The sequence below is a fragment of the Pseudarthrobacter sp. NPDC080039 genome (assembly GCF_040702335.1).
GTDB lineage: Bacteria > Actinomycetota > Actinomycetes > Actinomycetales > Micrococcaceae > Arthrobacter > Arthrobacter enclensis_A.
Genome location: NZ_JBFBKY010000004.1, coordinates 239,963 through 259,587, shown reverse-complemented (window position 1 = coordinate 259,587; position 19,625 = coordinate 239,963). Strand labels below are relative to the sequence as shown.

The window sequence follows — 19,625 nt, the reverse complement described above, 5'->3', positions numbered from 1 at the left end:
GGCATCAGACTGGGAGCATCTTCACGTGGCATCACTTATCGAAAAAATTCTCCGCACGGGTGACAAGAAAACACTCCGGCAGCTGAGAAACTATGCCGACTCCATCAACGCCCTCGAAGACTCGTTCAAAACTTTCACGGACGCGGAGCTTCGTGAGGAAACCGACCGCCTGCGTGCCCGCCACCAGGACGGCGAGAAACTTGATGACCTGCTGCCGGAGGCATTTGCCGCCGTGCGCGAAGCGTCCTCCCGGACTCTTGGCATGCGCCACTTCGACGTCCAGCTGATGGGTGGCGCTGCCCTGCACCTGGGCAACATCGCCGAAATGAAAACCGGTGAAGGCAAGACCCTGGTGGCGACCGCTCCCGCCTACCTGAACGCCCTCACCGGCAAAGGTGTCCACGTCGTCACGGTCAATGACTACCTTGCCGAATACCAGTCCGAGCTCATGGGCCGGGTTTACCGTTTCCTCGGCCTGACCAGCGGTGTCATCCTCGCAAACCAGGATCCGGCCGTTCGCCGCCAGCAATACGCCGCCGACATCACGTACGGCACCAACAATGAGTTCGGTTTCGACTATCTGCGCGACAACATGGCCTGGGACCGGACCGAACTCGTCCAGCGCGGCCACAACTTCGCCATCGTCGATGAAGTTGACTCCATCCTTATCGATGAAGCACGCACGCCGCTGATCATCTCCGGACCGGCGCAGGGGGACACCAACCGCTGGTACAGCGAATTCGCCAAAGTGGTCCTGCGGCTGGAGCCGGAGAAGGACTACGAGGTGGACGAGAAGAAGCGCACCGTGGGCGTCCTGGAGAGCGGGATCGAAAAGGTTGAGGACTACCTCGGCATCTCCAACCTCTACGAGTCCGCAAACACCCCCCTGATCGGATTCCTCAATAACGCCATCAAGGCCAAGGAACTCTTCAAGCGGGACAAGGACTACGTCATCCTGGACGGCGAGGTCCTGATTGTCGATGAGCACACCGGCCGCATCCTGGCCGGACGGCGCTACAACGAAGGCATGCACCAGGCGATCGAGGCCAAGGAAGGCGTCGAGATCAAAGCGGAAAACCAGACCCTGGCTACCGTGACCCTGCAGAACTACTTCCGTATGTACAGCAAGCTTTCGGGCATGACGGGTACCGCCGAGACTGAGGCGGCCGAGTTCATGAGCACCTACAAGCTGGGCGTGGTGGCCATCCCCACCAACCGTGACATGCAGCGGATCGACCAGCCGGACCTTGTCTTCAAGAACGAAGTTGTGAAGTTCGACGCCGTGGTGCGGGACATCGCCGAACGGCATGAAAAAGGCCAGCCCGTCCTCGTGGGCACCACCAGCGTGGAGAAGAGCGAATACCTCTCCAAACTGCTCGCCAAGGAAGGCATCCGCCACGAGGTCCTGAACGCCAAGAACCATGCCCGGGAAGCTGCCATCGTGGCGCAGGCCGGCCGGAAGGGCGCTGTCACCGTGGCCACGAACATGGCCGGCCGCGGCACCGACATCATGCTGGGCGGCAACGCCGAATTCACGGCCGTCGCCGAACTGGCCAAGCGCGGGCTGGACCCGGAAGAGAACTCCGACGAATACGAAGCCGCGTGGCCGGCCGCCCTCGAGGCAGCCAAGCAGTCGGTGAAGGATGAACACGAGGAAGTCCTGGACCTCGGGGGTCTTTACGTCCTGGGCACCGAGCGCCACGAGTCCCGCCGCATCGATAACCAGCTCCGCGGCCGCTCCGGCCGCCAGGGTGACCCCGGCGAGTCAAGGTTTTACCTCTCCCTGACCGATGACCTTATGCGGCTTTTCAACTCCGGAGCGGCGGAAAGGCTGATGAACAGCTCCGTCCCGGACGACGTGGCGCTGGAATCAAAACTCGTATCCCGGGCCATTGCCTCCGCCCAGGGACAGGTGGAGGGCCGCAACGCCGAGCAGCGCAAGAATGTGCTGAAGTACGACGACGTCCTCAACCGCCAGCGCGAAGCCATCTACAGTGACCGGCGCCGCATCCTGGAGGGCGATGACCTGCACGAAAAGGTGCAGTTCTTCGTGGAGGACACCATTACTGCCCTTATCGACGCGGCCACCGCGGAAGGGAACGGCGATGACTGGGACTTCCACCAGCTTTGGACGAACCTTAAGACGCTTTACCCGGTCAGCGTTACAGCCGAAGACGTTATCGAAGAGGCGGGAGGCAAATCCAGGGTCACTGTGGAGTTGCTGAAGGAAGAGATCCTCTCCGATGCCCGCCTGCAGTACCAGGCCCGTGAAGACGCAATTGGTTCCGAAAGCATGCGGGAGCTTGAGCGCCGCGTGGTCCTTTCCGTCATTGGACGTAAGTGGCAGGAACATCTTTACGAGATGGATTACCTCAAGGAGGGCATCGGGCTGCGCGCCATGGCCCAACGCGATCCCTTGGTGGAGTACCAGCGCGAAGGTTTCGCCATGTTCCAGAGCATGATGGAAGCGATCCGGGAGGAAAGCGTCGGATTCCTCTTCAACCTTGAGGTGGAAGTAACTCCCGCCCAGGACGTCGTGGTGCCGGATGCTGCAGGCGGCCACACCGAGCACGTGGACCCACAGGTTCACGCCGCCGGTCTTGAGGCGCCCGAGAAACCCGCGCAACTGCAGTACACGGCTCCCAGCGAGAGTGGCCAAACCCAGACCCGCGTGGAGACGCGGGCCGGGGGCGGACGCTCGGGCAACCCGGCCAAGGCAGCTGCCCAGGATGCCGCCAAACGCCCGGCGAAGAAAAAGAAGCGCTAGGACTGCAGCCGGAGGCTGCCGCGCCGTGGCGGGCAAAAGACAGGCAGGGACGGACGCGTCCCTGCCTGTCTTTTGCCCTCTTGTCGGTACTTTTCGTCCCTTCGGCTGCCCCCGCCATCTTCCGCGGGTCAGCCGATGACGAGTTCGACTACCCGCCACACCTGCTTAGTGCGCTCGAGCCGGAGCGCAACGGCACGGGCGCGCACGTCATCCACCACTACGGCACTTGCCTCGTAAATCCCTTCGGCCACTTCGCACACCCGCACGGAGCGCACTGTCGAATTGCGGTGGAGCCTGACCAACGCAGGATTTCCTGTCCTGGTGATTTCCCGCCTTATCAATGCGGCGCGGTGCTGCAGCGATGCCAAGCACTGTGGGTCGAGGCGCCGTGCCAGCTGGTGGGCGGGACGTATCCCCACCAGGACCTCCATGGAGGCCTGGACCGTGCCCCGCGCTATCGCCCGCACCTCAGTGACCTCACTTACCGGCCTCAGCGACGGATGCCGGGCGGGGGACTGCCCTGCCGGCTTCGCCGGAGATGTCCCCGTCCCTGCGGTGCCCCTTCTGCCGTCTTGAGTGGTGTTGGCCGGCCCCGGAACGGTACGGACAGGTGTAACTGCGGTCATTGTTTCCCCCTGGGTTGATTGGTAGATGGATGGCCTGGATCGAGACCGGCTATGAACCTTCGGGCGCCTGAAGAACTTGGCCGGGAAGCAGGACATCCGGGCTACCGCCGATCAGCGCGCGGTTCGCGGCGTACCATCGCGGCCATTCCAGTGCGATATCCACTTCCGAGGCCTCTGGTCCGAGGAAGCAGGCCACGATGTCCCACAGAGTGTCGCCGGCCAACACAGTCACAAACTGCGCCTTGCCTCCCGTGCCAGTCGCGGGAAGGCTTCTGCTTTCAGGTCCCGCCAACAGTCCCTGCTCCACCAACGGAGGAACAGGCTGCCAACCGGGATCGACTGCGGATATGGACAATTGGCCGCCCAGCTTCATCACCGGCCCTGCGGCTGCAGGGCTTGTTAACGCTTCCTGGGTCGGCTCCGACGGTGTTGGTACTGCAGCAGCGGTCAGGTTGTCGTCCACTGTGGGGGACGGCGTGACTGGGGCCGGTGGAGAGGTGACGGAAGCTGGGAGCGATTGCGCATGCGTTGGCATCCACTGCGGCCCTGGTGCCGTGGCCGAGGCATTCGCCGCCACGCCTGTCACCAGCTGGATAGAGAGTGCAGCAACTACAGCCCGCTGCATGAATGCGGGAGAGAACCTGCGCGCAGCCGCCGCGGCCTGCCGCCGTCCCAGGTGATCGAGCACAACAGCTGCTCCTGCACCGAGGACCGAAACCGTCCACCAAAGGAGGATGCTGATGCCGGCGGCCGCGGCTGCCGCTGCGAGGAGGACATCCGCTGACGTGTCCTGGTGACGGGCAGCGGAGTCCTGCCATTGAGCGAGCAGGCCGGCTCCGAGTGTGCACAGCACAAGGCCGAGCATCAGAAGGGCCAGCGCCATCGCGACATCAGGTCCTTTTCCTGCCGTCGAACGCGCCACGTCTTCTCCTTTGATGCAATTTAATACCGTTTGATGCTGATAGCAGCATTTTGGTTCGAACCAGGAGGATTTGTCCATACGTTGGACTGAAAAAGTCTTGGCGCGTTGACGTGCAGGGCAAGCCGCCCTACGCTGGCCGGATGCGCTGGGATGCTCTCTTTCATGACATGGAAGGCCAGTTCGCGGAGGCCGACCGGCTGGCGCTCGACAGCGAAATCAACGAGCGGGCCAGGGCAGAGATGGTGGGTCTGTCGCTCGAAGACAGGCTGCGTGCGGCTGTCGGTTTCCGGATCGCCGTCCATCTCCTCTGTGGAGAGTCGGCTCACGGGGAACTTACGCATGCGGGCGCTGATGCGCTGGTCCTTGACGAGGGGCCGCACCAAGTGCTTATTCCCTACGCTGCCGCGGCGCGGTATGTGGGCCTCGGCAGATATACCCTTCAGGAAGATTCTGGGGTGCGCCGTGCCATTGGGCTGGCCCACTCGCTGAGGTGCCTCGCCCGGGACAGGGCAGAGATCTCAGTCACAACAGCGGGAAGCGGGGGGCCGGTGCGTCTGGCCGGTGTCATAGACCGTGTGGGGAAGGACTATATTGACCTCGCGTCGGTGATTCCAGGGGAAGACCGCCGGAGGAACAGCGTGAGCCAGGTTTCGGCGATTCCTTTCGCCGCCCTGGTCATGATTAGGTCCCGCTCCAGCTGATAGCTCTTGAAGGCCGCGGGTATCGGGCCTTGTAAGCCGGTCCCGCTAACCGGACTTGGAACGCGATTGCTGAATCATGCGGCTGGCCTCGGCATAGCGCTCCTCGATGTACTGCTCGAGCATTTTCTCCTCAACGCGCCATTGCCCCCTGCCACCCACCTGGATGGCTTTCAGCTCGCCGCTGCGTACCAAGGCGTACGCCGCAGGGGAGTTGATCTGGAGTTGCTCAGCGACGTCCGCGAGCGTGAGAAACCTTGGCATGAACCCATTTTGCCATCAAGTGGCAGACTTTGCGGCTGTTATCCACAGTTTGGCGGCATTTTGGAAAATGACTTTTGTTCCAGGTGCCTTGCGGTGAGAATGAGGAGTCCGGCCAGACGGGACTGGTCCGGCGTACCCAGGGGGAGAACGGTATGGTTCCTGATTCAAGTGCCACTGCACCACGGCTGAGGCGGCCATCGTGGAAGGACCCGCGGCTGTTGGTGGGCGTTCTCCTGGTCCTGGTGTCCATTGCCGGCGTCATCTTTCTGGTCAACAACGCAGACCGGACCACGGAGGTCTACGCGGCACGCGACGGTATTGCTGTGGGCGAACGACTGACGCCAGAGAACGTGGTCCGCGCCAAGGTCCGGCTCGGCGACACGGAACAGCATTACATCACCGTGGAGTCGGGCCTTCCCCAGGACGTCGTCGCCATGCAGAGGATTGGAAAGGACCAGCTGGTTCCAAGGGCAAGCCTCGGTGCGGCCGACCGGCTGGACCGGAAGCCCGTTGCCCTGAGTGTTGAGCAGACGTTGCCGTCCCAGGCAGTGGCCGGCGCCCGGGTGGATGTCTGGGTGGCGCAGCCGGACGCCAGGAACGGCTTCAGTGAGCCGAAGCTCATCCTCCCCGGAGCTGAGATCGCAGAGATCACCACCGGGTCCACGGCGCTCGGCTCGTCGAAAACTACCGTGCTGATGGTCCTGGTGGAGGACAAGCAGATGCCGGCGTTGCTCGGCGCCCAGGCAAATGAGGCCAAAATATCGGTTGTCTGGAATCCGGGCGGCGGCCGGTGAGTATTCCCGTCGTTACCGTAGGTCAAAGCCTTGAGGATCTGGTGGGCGGTCTGGAAAGGCTGCATGGCCCGGTCACGGTCGTCAGAAGATGCAACGAGCTTCCCGAACTTTTGGCAGCCTGCCAGAGCGGACTTGCACGGGCTGCAGTGGTAGCGGAGGGAACCGAGGCGTTGACCGCTTCCCTGGTGGACCGGCTCGGAGCTGTTGGCGTGGCAATCATCGCACTGACAGATAACGCAGAGGAAGCCGAAAGGCTTCGCAAGATCGGTGTCGCGTCGGCGCTGACGGGTGTCGCCTCCACGGAACTTTCGGACCGGATTTCCGACGCCGTCGCGCAGCTGGCCGGTTCGGTCCGTCCGGCCATTCGCAGCACGCCTGCTGACACCGGCGTTGCGCTGGTATGCGAGACCGTCGAACCACAACCCGACCCGGAGGGGCAGGGGACCGGAAGGCTCATCGCCGTCTGGGGGCCCGCGGGGTCCCCGGGAAGGACCACGGTTGCCGTGAACATCGCCGGGGAATTGGCGGCTGACGGCAGCGACGTCCTGCTGGTCGATGCCGACACCTACGGCGCAAGCGTAGCGGCGGTGCTGGGTCTGCTTGACGAGTCAGCGGGGCTCGCCCAGGCGTGCCGGCTCGCTGACCAGGGCCAGCTGGATGCGGATGCACTCCGAAGGGTGGCAGCCACCGTAGCCACAGCATCCGGCACATTCCGGGTCCTGACCGGAATTACCCGGGCTGACCGGTGGACCGAGCTCCGCGCTGCGGCTCTGGCGATTGTCCTTGAGCGGGCCCGGCAGATTGCCGACGTTGTGGTGGTGGACACAGGCTTCTGCCTGGAAGCGGATGAGGAACTCAGCTTTGACACGGTGGCGCCGCGGCGAAACGCCGCCACCCTGCGTCCGTTGGAGCTTGCCGACACGGTCTACGCCGTGGGTGCGGCAGACCCCGTGGGTGTACCCAGGATGGTCCGTGCTCTCGCCGAGCTGGAGGCTGCCGTCCCGCAGGCGTCCCCCATTGTGGTCATGAACAAGGTGCGTTCCTCTTCGGTTGGTCGGGCACCTGAGCGCCAACTGCGGGACGCCTGGGAAAGGTACGGGCCGGCTTTTGGGCTCAAATCGTTTCTGCCCCATGACCCCAGTGCCGCCGACGCCTCCCTCTTGGCAGGGTCTCTGCTGTTGGAAGCCGCCCCCGAGTCGGTGCTGCGGCACGCCATCCGCGCGCTCGTATGTGCACCCGCCCAGCGAAAACCCAAATCCTCTGTATTTTCTTCCACACCACGGCGGAGATCAAACGGATAGGCTCGCCATAAGAGCTGCAATGGTGCGGCGGATAACTCATATGGAGGCGTTGTCGAATGTCGTCTGGATCCAGCGTGGAGGACCAGCCCCTGTCAATTGAAGGCCTCGAGGGCTTCATGGGGGACTACTACCAGCACCTGGCCGAGGAGGATGCCCGAAGCTACCCTCGGGATGTCCTCGAGGCCCGCGCGCTGGAGCACCGCCGTCTGGCGTCTCTCCGGCAGCCGGGACAGGCGAAAGTCTCGATCGTTGATGAAGAGGACAGCAGCGTCATTTTCGTCGTGACTGACGACATGCCGTTCCTTGTCGACTCGGTGAACGCCGAGCTTGTCCGGCAGCACGCGGCAATCAAGCTTGTGGTCCACCCCCTTTTCGTGGCCGCCCGGAACCGGGAAACCGGTGAACTGGTCAAGGTCAACAGGGTTCCGGCGCACCTGGGGATCTCCAGTGGGGACACAGCCGCGATGCCCAGCCTTTCCCACCTGATTGCGCAGGGCGAAAACGCCTCGCACATGGAGTCTTGGATCGCCGTCGAGATCCAGCGCGTCCCGGATGAGACCAAGGCATCCCTGCTCGAAGGTTTGACCCGCGTGCTCCACGACGTCCGCGCCGCGGTGGAGGACTGGCCCAAGATGCGCCAAAAAGCGCTGGAGATCGCCGAAAGCCTGGACCGGGTGGCCAATTCCGGGCAGATTGCGGAACTGCGGCAGGCCAAGGACCTTCTCCGGTGGCTCGACGAGGGGAACTTTACATTCCTTGGTTACCGTGAATACGACCTGCTCAACGTGGATGGCGAGGACGTCCTGGAACTCCGTGAGGACAGTGGCCTGGGGCTTCTCCGCGCCGCCGCCGACTCCCCGCACATCCAGCATCTCACCGATACGGGCCGCAAAAAGGCCCGGGAAAAGCGTGCGCTGGTCATCACCAAGGCCAATTCACGGTCCACAGTCCACCGCTCGGCCTACCTGGACTACATCGGCATCAAAAGCTTTGACGCCGCAGGCAACGTCAACGGTGAACGCCGCTTTATCGGACTGTTCGCCACCAGTGCCTATGCGGGTTCCGTGCGGGACATTCCCATTGTCCGCGAGAAAGTGGACGCCGTGCTGCAGAACGCGGGCTTCCCGCCGGACTCGCACTCCGGCAAGGACCTGCTGGGAATTTTGGAGACCTACCCCCGTGATGAGCTGTTCCAGATCGAGGTTCCCGACCTCGCCGCAACCGCGCTTGGGATCCAGAAGCTGCAGGAACGGCGGCGCACCCGGCTGTTCCTGAGGCCCGACATCTATGGACGGTTCATGTCGGCCGTGGTCTACCTGCCCAGGGACCGCTATACCACGAACGTCAGGCTCCGCATTGAGCAGGAACTGAGGGAAACGTTCCAGGCGGTCTCGATCGACTACGAAGCGCGGATGACGGAATCAGCGCTCGCGCGCCTGTTTTTCCGCATTCGCCTGCCAAAGGATGCCGACGTCAGCCACGTCAACACCGATGAGCTGGAGAAGCGGCTGGTCCGGGCGGCCAGGTCCTGGAGTGAAGGTATCACCGAAGTCCTTCGCGAGGGACGGGACCCTGCTGAAGCCAAGCAACTGGCTGCCATCTGGGCCGAGGCCTTCCCGGCCAGCTACCGCGTGGACTACGAAGTAGAGGACGCACTCGAAGACATTGCCCGTTTTGAAAAGTACGGTGCCGCCGCCGAACGGGACAGCGGGGCGATACAGGACCGGCCCGGTGTCCACGTGTACCTTCCTGAAGGTGCAGGCGCCACCCTTGAGGAGGACGCCCGGGTCAAGCTCTACATGCTGGAACCCAAGAGCCTGAGCCAGATCCTGCCCTATTTCCACAATCTCGGCCTTGAGGTCCTGGATGAGCGTCCTTTCGAGATCGAAACAGCGGACCGCCGCGACTTCTTCCTTTACGACCTCGGCCTGAAATACCCGGCCGGAGTTGACCCGGTATCAACCGGTGGGCTACTTGCTGATTCGTTTGGCGCAGCCGTCACGGGAGCCGCGGAGTCGGACAGTTTCGACAGGCTGGTGCTGCGTGAGGGGCTGCACTGGCGGCAGATAACAGTGCTCCGGGCCTACGCCCGGTACATGCGGCAGATGGGCAACAGCAGCTCTTTCGGCTTCATGGCGGACACGCTGCTGGCCAACCCGGACGTCACCAGGGGGCTTAGCGCACTATTCGCTGCCCGCTTTGACCCATCCGTCAGAGACGAGGAACGAGCCGAAGCTCAGGCGTCCGTGAGGGAGAAGCTGGCGGCTTCGATCGAGAAGGTTGCAACGCTCGACGCCGACCGCGTGCTGCGCACCTTCGCCAACCTCATTGAGGCCACCCTCCGCACCAACTTCTACCAGGACAAGCCCCACCTGAGCTTCAAGCTGGATCCGGCGCAGATCGAAGGGCTGCCGTTCCCGCGGCCCATGTTCGAAATCTGGGTTTACTCCCCGCGGGTGGAAGGCGTGCACCTGCGGTTCGGCAAGGTGGCCCGGGGGGGCCTCCGCTGGTCCGACCGGCGGGAGGATTTCCGCACCGAGGTCCTCGGCCTGGTGAAGGCACAGACAGTGAAGAATGCGGTCATCGTGCCCACCGGCGCCAAGGGCGGATTCTTCGCCAAACAGCTTCCGGATCCCTCGACGGACCGCGCTGCCTGGATGGAGGAAGGCGTCGAAAGCTACAAGACCTTCATCCGGGGGTTGCTGGACCTCACCGACAATCTGCTCACGGAAGGCGACCGCGAACGGCTCGTGCCGCCGTCGAACGTTGTCAGGCACGACGACGACGATTCCTACCTTGTGGTTGCGGCGGACAAGGGCACGGCTACTTTCTCGGACATCGCAAACGGCCTTTCTGCAGAGTACGGGTTCTGGCTGGGCGATGCCTTCGCATCCGGCGGTTCAGTCGGCTACGACCACAAGGCCATGGGCATCACCGCCCGGGGTGCCTGGGAATCAGTGAAGCGGCACTTTAGTGAACTCGACCTGGATACCCAGACCGAGCCTTTCACCGTGGTCGGCGTGGGAGACATGTCCGGGGACGTGTTCGGCAACGGGATGCTTTTGTCCCGGCATATCCGCCTGCTGGCGGCATTCGACCACAGGCACATCTTCCTCGACCCCAATCCGGATGAGGAATCTTCGTTCGCGGAGCGGCAGAGGCTCTTTAACCTCCCCAGATCTTCCTGGGACGACTATGACAAGTCCCTTATCAGCGAGGGCGGCGGCGTGTTCGCCCGGCAGTCGAAGTCCATCCCGGTTTCCACCCAGGTGCGGGCCGCGCTTGGGCTCCCGGCGGACACCACAGAGCTCAGCCCACCGGAGCTGCTGCGTGCCATCCTGCTGGCCCCTGCAGATTTGCTCTACAACGGCGGGATCGGAACTTATGTGAAGGCCGGCTCCGAATCGAACGCATCGGTCGGTGACAAAGCCAACGATGCGATCCGGGTCAATGGCCGGGACCTGCGGGTCAAGGTGGTGGGCGAAGGCGGAAACCTGGGCATGACGCAGCGCGGCCGCATCGAAGCAGCGCTGCAGGGCGTCATCCTCAACAGCGATGCGATCGACAACTCGGCCGGCGTGGACTGCTCTGACCACGAAGTCAACATCAAGATCTTCGTTGACCGCATGGTGGCTGCAGGGAAGCTGCCGGCGGGGGAGCGTGCCGACTTCCTCGCCTCCATGACGGACGAAGTGGCCAGGCTGGTCCTGGAGGACAACATCGACCAGAACATCCTGCTCCTGAACGACCGCACGCGGGTGGCGGAGTGGAGCCCCAGCTACGAGCGGCTCATGGACTGGCTCGAAAAGAGCGCCGACCTGAAGCGGGACCTTGAAGCGCTGCCCACCACGGAGACCTTGCGGGAACGCCTCCAGCAGGGGCAGGGCCTGACGTCCCCGGAGCTGTCGGTGCTGGCCGCCTACGCCAAGATCGAACTGGCCTCGGCCCTGCGGGACAGCGATCTCGCGGACGACCCCTGGTTCCGGGGGACCCTCCGTGCGTACTTCCCGCACCAACTGCGCCAACGCTTCGACGCGGAACTGGACACCCACCCGCTGCGCCGCGAGATCATCGCCACGGTGGTTGCCAATGACATGATCAACCTCGGCGGCATCACTTTCGCATTCCGGGTCATGGAGGAGACATCGGCCAGCGAAGTGGCCGTCGCAAAGGCCTTCGTGGCGCTGCGCGAGGTGTACGAGCTGGATTCGATGGTGGCGGAGCTCAACAGCCTGCCGGCTTCGTTCCCCACGGAACACTGGAGCACCGTCCACCTGGATATCCGCCGACTCCTCGACCGCGCCGTCCGGTGGCTGCTCAGCCAGGAAAGCGTTTCGCGGCCCATTGCCGACGTCATCGCGGAGTTCAAGCCGCTGATGGACCCGATGCGCGCCCGGTTGCTGGACTACTTGCGCGGGGACGACCGGGAACGGGTGGCAGCATGGCTGGCGAAGGGCCGTGAATGGGAACTTCCCGAAAACCTGGCCCTGCGTTGGGCGGAGCTCTTCGAGAGCTTCGTGCTCCTGGACATCGCCAGGATCGCCCGGTCCCGGGAGGACCGGGTGGAGGACATCGCCGCCGTTTACTACACCGTCTTCAACCGGTTCCACGCGGACTCGCTGCTGGAGCGGATCAGCAGCCTGCCCAGGCAGGACCGGTGGCAGGCCCTGGCGCGGGCTGCCCTGCGGGATGATCTGTATTCCACGGTGTCCGACATGACGACCGCGGTGCTGGACGCCACGCCTGGAGGCGGGGAACCAGAGGCGCGGCTCAAGGACTGGGAGGCGCAGAACGCCGAGCAGCTGGGCAGGGCCAAGAGCATGTTCGACGAGGTGAACGCGCTCGAGGCCGACGACATGGCCTCACTGTCGGTAGCATTGAGGCTCTTGAGGTCAATCGTCCGACGCTAGCAAGACGGCGTCGCAAATGGAGGTGCAGTGGCAATCTTTACGGACCCCATCAGGGAACATGCTGATTTCGGGCCGGGCGATGCCGAATGGCTGCACCTCCTGGTGGGGGACTGGCAGATGGTCGCGGACCTGGCGTTCGCCGACCTGGCGCTTTGGTTCCCCCACCCCGAGCTTGGGTACATTGCCCTGGCGCATGTGCGCCCTTCCACCACCCACACTGCGTTCCACAGTGACTTCGTGGGCGAGGGAATCCGTTCGGATCTTCAGCCGCTGGTGGACAAGGCGTGGAACAGCAAGACCATCGAGCGCTCCAGCGAGACGAACTGGAACAGCGAAATGGCGCTCCGTGTGGAGGCCGTCCCCATGGTGCGCAACGGGCGAACCCTGGCGGTGGTCACCACCCACATGGATTTGTCCAGTTCCCGGATGCCCTCACGGCTGGAGCTGACCTACCGCCAGTGTGCCTACGACCTCCTGCGGATGGGCACACTGGGGCTGTGGCCGGACTTTGCCTCGCCCACGGGTTCGCGCCGTGGCGCTCCCCGCGTGGGGGACGGGCTGATCAGGCTCGACGCCGACGGCGTGGTGCAGTACGCCAGTCCCAACGGTGTTTCAGCCTTCCGCCGGTTGGGGGACGGTGAATCGCTGGAAGGACGCTCCCTCGCCGAAGTCACCGCCGGCCTGCTGAAGGACCGCCGCATGGTCGATGAAACCCTGCCGCTGGTGGTCACGGGCCGCATGCCGTGGCGCAGCGAGATCGAGTCACGAGGGGTCAGCCTGTCGCTGCGGGCCATTCCGCTCCGGGATGAGCAGCAGCGGTTCGGCGCACTCGTGCTGTGCCGCGACGTCTCTGAACTGCGCCGGCGTGAGATGGAGCTGGTCACCAAGGACGCCACTATCCGGGAGATCCACCACCGGGTCAAAAACAACCTGCAGACGGTCGCAGCTCTTTTGCGGATGCAGTCCCGGCGCATGGTGAGCGATGAGGCGAAGCAGGGCCTGGAGCAGGCGATGCGCCGTGTCGCCACCATTGCACTCGTCCACGAGACGTTGTCACAGGGACTGACGCAAAGCGTGGATTTCGACGAACTGATCGGACGGCAGTTCCGTCTGTCAGCTGAGGTGGCATCCCCCTCCCAGCAGGTCCGAACGGAGCGTTCCGGCACCTTCGGTGAGCTTCCCAGTGACCTTGCCACTCCTCTCGCGTTGGTCATCAACGAGTTGGTGACCAACGCCGTTGAGCACGGCCTGGAGGGCAGGGCAGGAACAGTGTGGCTGGTTGCCGACCGGTCGGACGGGGATGACGGCGAAGAGCTGACAGTTACCATCGCCGACGACGGCGTGGGACTTCCGGAGACACCGCACGTCGAGGGGCTGGGGCTTCAGATCGTGAGGACATTGGTGACGAGCGAACTGGGCGGGACCATCAGCTGGCAGCGCCGCGAGGGCGGTGGCACCGAAGTAAAAATCCGGCTCAGCCTCGCACGCAAATAAACCGGCAGCCCCTGGCAACTACTGGCAAAACGACTGAGGCCCCGGGATAATCCAGATCTGGATTATCCCGGGGCCTCAGTAGTTAAGCTATTGCCGTCGATGCAGCCGCCCTGCCCGCCTAGGTGTCCTAGGAGGCGCGGCGTGCGCGGGCTGCACGACGCTTGAGGGCGCGGCGTTCGTCTTCGCTCATGCCGCCCCAGACGCCGGCGTCCTGGCCTGACTCGAGTGCCCACTGAAGGCAGGTGTCCACGACAGGGCACCGGCGGCAGACGCTCTTGGCTTCCTCGATCTGCAGGAGGGCAGGTCCTGTATTTCCGACTGGAAAGAACAGTTCCGGGTCCTTGTCGAGGCACGCTGCGCGGTTACGCCAATCCATGCTGATCAGTTGCTCCATTTCTGGGAAGTGCCTTTGTGAAATTATTCACTAGTGGCTACAAAGGAAAAGGGCCCTCTGGGCCCCCTTGGTCATCTGCATCAAGCCTGTCATGTTAACGCTGTGTAAACAAGGGGTAGGAACGCACGATATCCCTCGAAACCTGAGCGATGCATCACAGTGGCGGCTCCGGCCCTCACCAGCGTCCGACTATGTCCGGTATGGTGCGAGTGTGTCAAGACCCCCCGTAGACCCAGCAGCCGCCTCCCCGTCTCCCGAAGACCCCCGCGGCGGCCGCGCTCGCAGGGACGATGGAAGGCCTGGGCCTATCCCGGGCGGGGCGAAGGTAGTTACCCTTGTTGCAGTTGCGGAGGCAACGGCCCTGCTGGCCGCGGCCGGCTGGTATGCCTACGAGTTGCTTAGCGGAAGTCCGGTCCTTTCTTTCTGGGGCGCCGTCTTCACGCTGGGTCTGCTCCTGGCTTTCTCCGCCTGGTTGTTTGCGGTTGGCGTCTTCCTCTACCGCGGTTACAGATGGACCAGGGCGGCCGCGCTCGTGGCCCAGTTGTTCGCGCTGACCATCGGAGTGCCCGCCCTGAGCAGTGGCCTTCTTCTGCCCGGAATCGCCATGGTGGTTCCCGCGGTTATCGCCATCATCCTGCTGTTTTCCACCAAGGTGATCAACTACGCGTCCCGCACGGGCAGCCCTCCACCGGCCCTCTGACCTGCTTCCCCTGAGCTGAACCGGGCGAGCGCCAAAACCCGCGGAAACGGCATCAACCGTCCGCTCCGGCCCATGCCACCTGGACGGGGCAGGAACGGCCACCGGAGATTAACACGCCACGTCCGGGCGGGGGATTTGGCTCAGTTTCAAACCGGATCCCAAACAGGTCGCCGTCCGCGGTTGAACGCGGTGCCAACAAGAGGCCGGCGCCTGCCAGACGGGCATCCATGATGAGCGGAACGCGCTGGAGAAGCACCGGGCTGTACGCGGCGGAAACCACCACGGAACACCCCAGGGCATTTAGCCGCTCCAGGTCCCGCAGTGCAGGCGGGGCAAGCAGGTCGACATCGTCAACAAGCAGTATGCCCTCACGGGGACGCGCTCCTGCCTCCGCCTGGATCAGCAGGTGTTTCAGGAAGTCGCCGGCAGCGTCTGTCTGTCCGGCAGGCCCGGACGGTGAGGGGCAGGCATGCCAGAGCTTCGTTGGGTTGAGTGCCTTCAACGCGCGCAGCGTATTGCTCCTGCCGCTGCCCGCATTGCCAAGAACAGCAAAGAGTCCACCGCCAGGCATTCGGAAGGATGCCGGAGCGGGCTCATCGCCGGCAACTCCAAAAGTGACATCCCGCTGCCCTCCTCTGGTTGCTCCCTGCCACCATAATGAGCTGTCCCGGCCGGCAGTCTTTTCCGGACACGGGAGGGAGGACCGAGGTCCTGCCGGTGGCAGGGCGGGGTTGGCCAGCGCCACCACCTCGCGTGCTGCGATCTTTACGGGAAGGGGTTCCACCCGGAAAGGAGGCGATGAGGCAGCACGGTACCCGGTACGGCTCCTGCCGGAAAGCTTCATGGCAGGGCTGCGGTAGAACTGACTGGTGGCAAGACCGCCCCCGGCAACTGGGCCGAAGGCTACCGCCCGCCCCGCAACCGCAGGGACGGCAGGCATCCGGGGCCAGAGGGCACGGCTCTCCTCGCTGGAGCCGGCTGGAAAATAGAAGCGGTTGGGAAGGGTGCCAAAGAACCTGGCAGTCACAAGTTCCCGTTCGCCCGAGAGCAACAGCGTGATCCCGGCCCGGGCGCCGTCACGGACGAGGTCCTGAACCAGATCCTCCGCCCAGGCCAGCGGTCCCGAACGGAAAGCCGACACCCAGGACCCCCACCCGGTGATTGCGAGGATTAGCGGTATGCGACCGGAGGCGGGGCTGGCCAGCCGCTCCCCAAGTTCACGGACAAGCCGCTCCAGGATTCGTACCCCCCGGCGGAGGTCGTGCAGTCCGGCGTGGGCGCCCGTTCCGGGTGCCCCCGCAAGCGGCAGGAGGCTCCCCGGGGCATCCAGGAAATAGAAATGCGCTTCGGCGGCGCCGTTTATTACTTGGTGCACCGTTAATTCCAAAGCAGCTTCGGCCCCGGAAGCAGCACTGCCGATGAACGCTGCATGGCCGTGATGGGCAGGCCCCCACGCCAGGGGTTCCACCTGTTGCTTGGCAGGCAGATCCATCAAGCCGAGCCGAACCTGGCCGGCACGCGGTTCCATCTGTACTCCCCGGGATGAGCCGCCGTGAGCCGGCGCGGGGCCTGGACCATCCGAAGCAGGTTCCCCCAGTTCTTCCGGCAAGGGAGGTGCGACGGGTCTTCTCGGGCTTTGCCTCTCTTGTGCAGAGCAGAGGCTCCGCACCATGGTTGCCAGCGGCTCCGCCGCCTGAACGGGAGTAAGCGCAGAAGCGGGACCACCCGTCCGGTCAGTCTCCCTGCAGAGGTAATCAGTTGTCCGGTGCACCGTCACGGCGCTATCTCGGCCCCCAGGGATGGAAGCCAGGGATGCCCCTTGGAATTCCTCGGCCGGCTCGGTGCCGCGGGCAAGAAACGCGCGGCCGGGAGCATCAACACCGATGGCTGCAGCTTCTTTGGAGTGGATGATGTCCACCGACTCCATGTCGGACTGCACACGAAGAGCGATGCTGGATGTGACGTTCGCGCGGATGTCCGCCGTGAGTGCGCCCTGCGGCCTTTGGGTTGCCATCACCAGGTGAATGCCCAGCGAGCGCCCTGTTGCAGCTATCCGCAGCAGTTCGCGGAGCACTTCGGGCGCATCGTCGACCAGCATCCGGAACTCGTCGATGACGATTACCAGATTGGGGAGGACAAACTCCTTGGCCGCCGCTGTAAGGCGGTAAGCGGAGATGTCCGGAACACGGGCGGCCGAAAGGCGCATCTCCCGAAGTCGCACCTCAGCGCGAAGGGACGTCAGCGTTCGATCCATATCGGCGGCTGAAAGGTCTGTCTGAACCCCCACGCAATGGACAAGGCCACTTAGTGGGCCCAATCCTGAACCGCCTTTGAAATCGATGAAGAAGAAATTGACCCGCTCCGGCGGATAGCTCAATGCGAGTGCCAGGGTGAGGCTCCGGAGCAATTCCGATTTTCCTGAGCCGGTGGTGCCTGCAACCAGGAGATGGGGTCCGTCTGCCTGAAGATCCAGTAGCTTCGGTCCAGATGCACCCAGGCCCAGGGGTACAACAAGTCCATCGGACAGTTCATTGGCCTCCCACCGTTCAGCGGTGGGGCCAGCTGCTAAGGGCAGGACTTCAGCCAGGCTGCAGGCAGCGGGAACGGAGTTGACCTGCTCCTTGTCTGGAGGGTGGCCGCCGGCCAGGCGCCGGCAGTAAGCGGCGAACACTTCCTCGGGCACCAGGTCGGGTACGAATGCGGTCGCCCCACCGTTGAGCATCACGGCCGGAGTGCCCCCAGATAGATGAACATCGGACGACGGGTCTTTGCCCAGGTCCTGAAGGAAATGGAGGACCTGCCAGCCGTGCCGAACTCCGGCGTCGCGGATTACACCATCCGCCTCCGCTGCAAGGGCTTCCCCCCTGATCAGCAGGACCGCGTGCCCCCAACCTGGAGGACGGCTGCTCTGCACTGCGCAGAGCGCTGCGTCGATAGTCGCAGTGAGCGTTACTCCCGGAAGATAGCGGGCAGTGAGAGGCAGGCTTCCGGGCTTTCCGTGGATGACGACGTGGGTACCTGCGGCCTGCGGATATCCCGTAAGTTGCATGAGAAGGCAACGGAGGACCCCGTCGGTGGCGGCCCGGGAGCCGGACAGTGTGGTGAGAGGGCGGCCCGGGTCGAGCAGGACAGGAAGGTGTCCTGCCGGCGGAATTGCGCTGGGATTGGGTGCCGGTTCAATCCGGATGTTGGGTGCTTGTTCTGCCTCGCCCAGGCGCAGCCAAACGCCGCCGCCCTCGGAGCCCTTGGCTGGCGTCTCTTTCCTTTGGTGTGCTGCCAAGGCCACCATGGACAGGGGAGGGCCGCACCGCCGTCGGCGGGTTTTGTCTTCTTCGACAGCGGCCCGCACCGCTGCAGACAAAGCCCGCCTCTGGCGGTGATTGCCAAGCGCAGGCACTACGAGTGAGACCGCAGAAGCAGCGGAAAAGGCAAGGAACATCCACATTCCTGTGAAAACAGCCAACAGCACCCCAATCGCCAGCGGCAGAACCGCTGTCACAAGGAACACCGCACGGTTTGGCGTGTCGATTCGGCCGGACACCACAATTGGCTCCGCCACGGACCTTCCGGCTTCTGCAAGGACCTGCCCGGGCAGGTCTGAAAACGTCAGTGAAAAGTTGGACTCCCCGCACCTGATCCTCGATGCGGTGGAGACTTCCGCGCTCCGGATCCTTTCACCGTTAACAAACGTGCCATTGGCGCTTTCCAGGTCGATCAACACGATGTCGGTCTCTCCGACAACCAGACGGGCGTGTTCACGGGACAGCTCCGGGTCCGGAATGGCAATCGAAGTGCCGCTGCGACCAATGGTGTAGCTGCCGCGACGCAAGGGTACTGCTGTTCCCGCTGCTGCTCCGCTGTCGATGGTCAGGACCAGATAACTCCCAGAACCCCCACCTGGCTGACGACGCGGCCTCAAAGGCGCAGAACCGCCGTCGACAAGTATTGCCGCCTCCACAAGCGGTGCAACTCCCACGACGAGGCCGCAAAGATCCTTCCCGCCCACGGTGACAGTGCCCGCGCCGAACTTCCGCACCAACTGCTCGTGAATCGCGGAGCCCTCAGTGCCAGGTGGTGCATCGATGGACAGTTCCAAAGGTGGCCCGACACGCGGTGAAGCCGGGCCACCAACCAGCGTGCAATTGAGAGTCATTGGCTGCGGATCCTTCGTGTAGGTACCCACACGCTAGCCAGGGTGCCAGGCTGGCCCCAGTCGGTTCGGGAGCTATGTGGATAAAGCTGCCGGGTGGGGTGCCTGGAAGTTGATGCCCAGGCGCGGATAGGGGCAGGCAGCAAGGTGTGGAATATCGCCTAGATCAGGGAGGCGGCCCATCTGCGGGACTGAAAACGGAGGAAGACTGGAATTAGGTCTGCGTGACCACCCGGCAAGGAGCCTCGGCTGGGGCCCGCTCCGTCTGCGTAGCGCCAGTGACCATCGGCGCGTGGGCCATGGTCGCTGCAGGTGCCGTCGTGACAAGGAACGTGCCTGATTTTGCCCTCGTTGCAGGGGTGCCGGCCCGCCGGATCGGCTGGGTCGGCAAAGCGGGGCGGTCCCTCCAGGAGGAGGGCGGACACTGGGTTTGCCCCGTCCTCGGGGAGGTCTACATCGAAAACGAAGGGAAGCTGCGCGCAGTATGACAGCCGCCTGTGGTGGGGCTCACGCGCGGATGCCGATTCGACTGGTCCTGCAGTCCCTCGGGTAGGCTAGAGCAGCAGACAATGCGCACCATGGCGCTGCCCGCATTCGAACCAGGA

The 19,625-nt window shown here is 63.9% G+C and carries 12 protein-coding genes and 1 pseudogene; 8 read left to right on the top strand and 5 right to left on the bottom strand.

Annotated features, from left to right (window positions below; genetic code table 11):
• Nucleotides 1-25: 25 nt before the first annotated feature.
• Complete coding sequence (gene secA / locus AB0313_RS07035; protein WP_366304501.1) at nt 26-2,767, top strand: preprotein translocase subunit SecA; 2,742 nt, start codon at nt 26-28, stop codon at nt 2,765-2,767.
• A gap of 128 nt (nt 2,768-2,895) precedes the next feature.
• Here secA and AB0313_RS07030 read toward each other — a convergent pair whose 3' ends face one another.
• The gene (locus AB0313_RS07030; RefSeq protein ID WP_307306776.1) at nt 2,896-3,393 is read right to left on the bottom strand and encodes an Rv3235 family protein; all 498 of its coding nucleotides are present in this window, start codon (nt 3,391-3,393) and stop codon (nt 2,896-2,898) included.
• Nucleotides 3,394-3,442: 49 nt separating this feature from the next.
• A complete protein-coding gene (locus AB0313_RS07025) occupies nt 3,443-4,315 on the bottom strand; it encodes a hypothetical protein (protein ID WP_366304499.1) in 873 nt (290 codons plus the stop codon).
• A 110-nt stretch (nt 4,316-4,425) separates the two neighbouring features.
• Between AB0313_RS07025 and AB0313_RS07020 the strand changes: the two genes are divergently transcribed.
• Complete coding sequence (locus tag AB0313_RS07020; RefSeq protein WP_366304497.1) at nt 4,426-5,016, top strand: hypothetical protein; 591 nt, start codon at nt 4,426-4,428, stop codon at nt 5,014-5,016.
• Between the two features lie 45 nt (nt 5,017-5,061).
• Here AB0313_RS07020 and AB0313_RS07015 read toward each other — a convergent pair whose 3' ends face one another.
• The gene (locus tag AB0313_RS07015) at nt 5,062-5,277 is read right to left on the bottom strand and encodes a helix-turn-helix domain-containing protein (protein WP_141942257.1); all 216 of its coding nucleotides are present in this window, start codon (nt 5,275-5,277) and stop codon (nt 5,062-5,064) included.
• A gap of 152 nt (nt 5,278-5,429) precedes the next feature.
• On the opposite strand from AB0313_RS07015, the gene AB0313_RS07010 reads away from it, so the two are divergent.
• From AB0313_RS07010 to AB0313_RS06995, 4 genes are read left to right on the top strand one after another with little or no spacing between them, the layout of a single operon-like run.
• Nucleotides 5,430-6,071 carry a hypothetical protein gene (locus AB0313_RS07010; RefSeq protein ID WP_141942255.1) on the top strand — a complete coding sequence of 214 codons (642 nt, stop codon included), beginning with the start codon at nt 5,430-5,432 and terminating at the stop codon, nt 6,069-6,071.
• Nucleotides 6,068-7,372: a P-loop NTPase gene (locus tag AB0313_RS07005; protein ID WP_366304494.1), complete on the top strand. Its 1,305-nt coding sequence runs from the start codon at nt 6,068-6,070 to the stop codon at nt 7,370-7,372. The genes AB0313_RS07010 and AB0313_RS07005 overlap by 4 nt, the downstream gene beginning before the upstream one ends.
• A 56-nt stretch (nt 7,373-7,428) precedes the next feature.
• Nucleotides 7,429-12,282, top strand: coding sequence for an NAD-glutamate dehydrogenase (locus AB0313_RS07000; protein ID WP_366304492.1), 4,854 nt, complete (start codon nt 7,429-7,431; stop codon nt 12,280-12,282).
• Nucleotides 12,283-12,309: 27 nt separating this feature from the next.
• Nucleotides 12,310-13,776: a sensor histidine kinase gene (locus AB0313_RS06995; protein WP_141942249.1), complete on the top strand. Its 1,467-nt coding sequence runs from the start codon at nt 12,310-12,312 to the stop codon at nt 13,774-13,776.
• A gap of 127 nt (nt 13,777-13,903) precedes the next feature.
• On the opposite strand, the gene AB0313_RS06990 is transcribed toward AB0313_RS06995, so the two are convergent.
• Nucleotides 13,904-14,152 (bottom strand): WhiB family transcriptional regulator, encoded by a 249-nt coding sequence (locus tag AB0313_RS06990; protein ID WP_003804966.1) that lies wholly within the window; start codon nt 14,150-14,152, stop codon nt 13,904-13,906.
• Between the two features lie 325 nt (nt 14,153-14,477).
• Here AB0313_RS06990 and AB0313_RS06985 point away from each other — a divergent pair, with 325 nt between their 5' ends.
• Nucleotides 14,478-14,870 (top strand): hypothetical protein, encoded by a 393-nt coding sequence (locus AB0313_RS06985; RefSeq protein WP_366304608.1) that lies wholly within the window; start codon nt 14,478-14,480, stop codon nt 14,868-14,870.
• A gap of 52 nt (nt 14,871-14,922) precedes the next feature.
• On the opposite strand, the gene AB0313_RS06980 is transcribed toward AB0313_RS06985, so the two are convergent.
• A complete protein-coding gene (locus AB0313_RS06980) occupies nt 14,923-19,023 on the bottom strand; it encodes an FtsK/SpoIIIE domain-containing protein (RefSeq protein ID WP_366304490.1) in 4,101 nt (1,366 codons plus the stop codon).
• Between the two features lie 188 nt (nt 19,024-19,211).
• Between AB0313_RS06980 and AB0313_RS06975 the strand changes: the two are divergent.
• Nucleotides 19,212-19,508 (top strand): annotated as a pseudogene (locus AB0313_RS06975) (N-acetyltransferase); the annotation flags it as partial.
• Nucleotides 19,509-19,625 lie beyond the last annotated feature (117 nt).

Excerpts from the sequence above, each read along its gene's own strand:
- AB0313_RS07030 (WP_307306776.1), bottom strand. The coding sequence starts at position 3,393 with ATGACCGCAGTTACACCTGTCCGTACCGTTCCGGGGCCGGCCAACACC.
- AB0313_RS07015 (WP_141942257.1), bottom strand. The coding sequence starts at position 5,277 with ATGCCAAGGTTTCTCACGCTCGCGGACGTCGCTGAGCAACTCCAGATC.
- AB0313_RS07010 (WP_141942255.1), top strand. The coding sequence starts at position 5,430 with ATGGTTCCTGATTCAAGTGCCACTGCACCACGGCTGAGGCGGCCATCG.
- AB0313_RS07000 (WP_366304492.1), top strand. The coding sequence starts at position 7,429 with ATGTCGTCTGGATCCAGCGTGGAGGACCAGCCCCTGTCAATTGAAGGC.
- AB0313_RS06990 (WP_003804966.1), bottom strand. The coding sequence starts at position 14,152 with ATGGATTGGCGTAACCGCGCAGCGTGCCTCGACAAGGACCCGGAACTG.
- AB0313_RS06980 (WP_366304490.1), bottom strand. The coding sequence starts at position 19,023 with ATGACTCTCAATTGCACGCTGGTTGGTGGCCCGGCTTCACCGCGTGTC.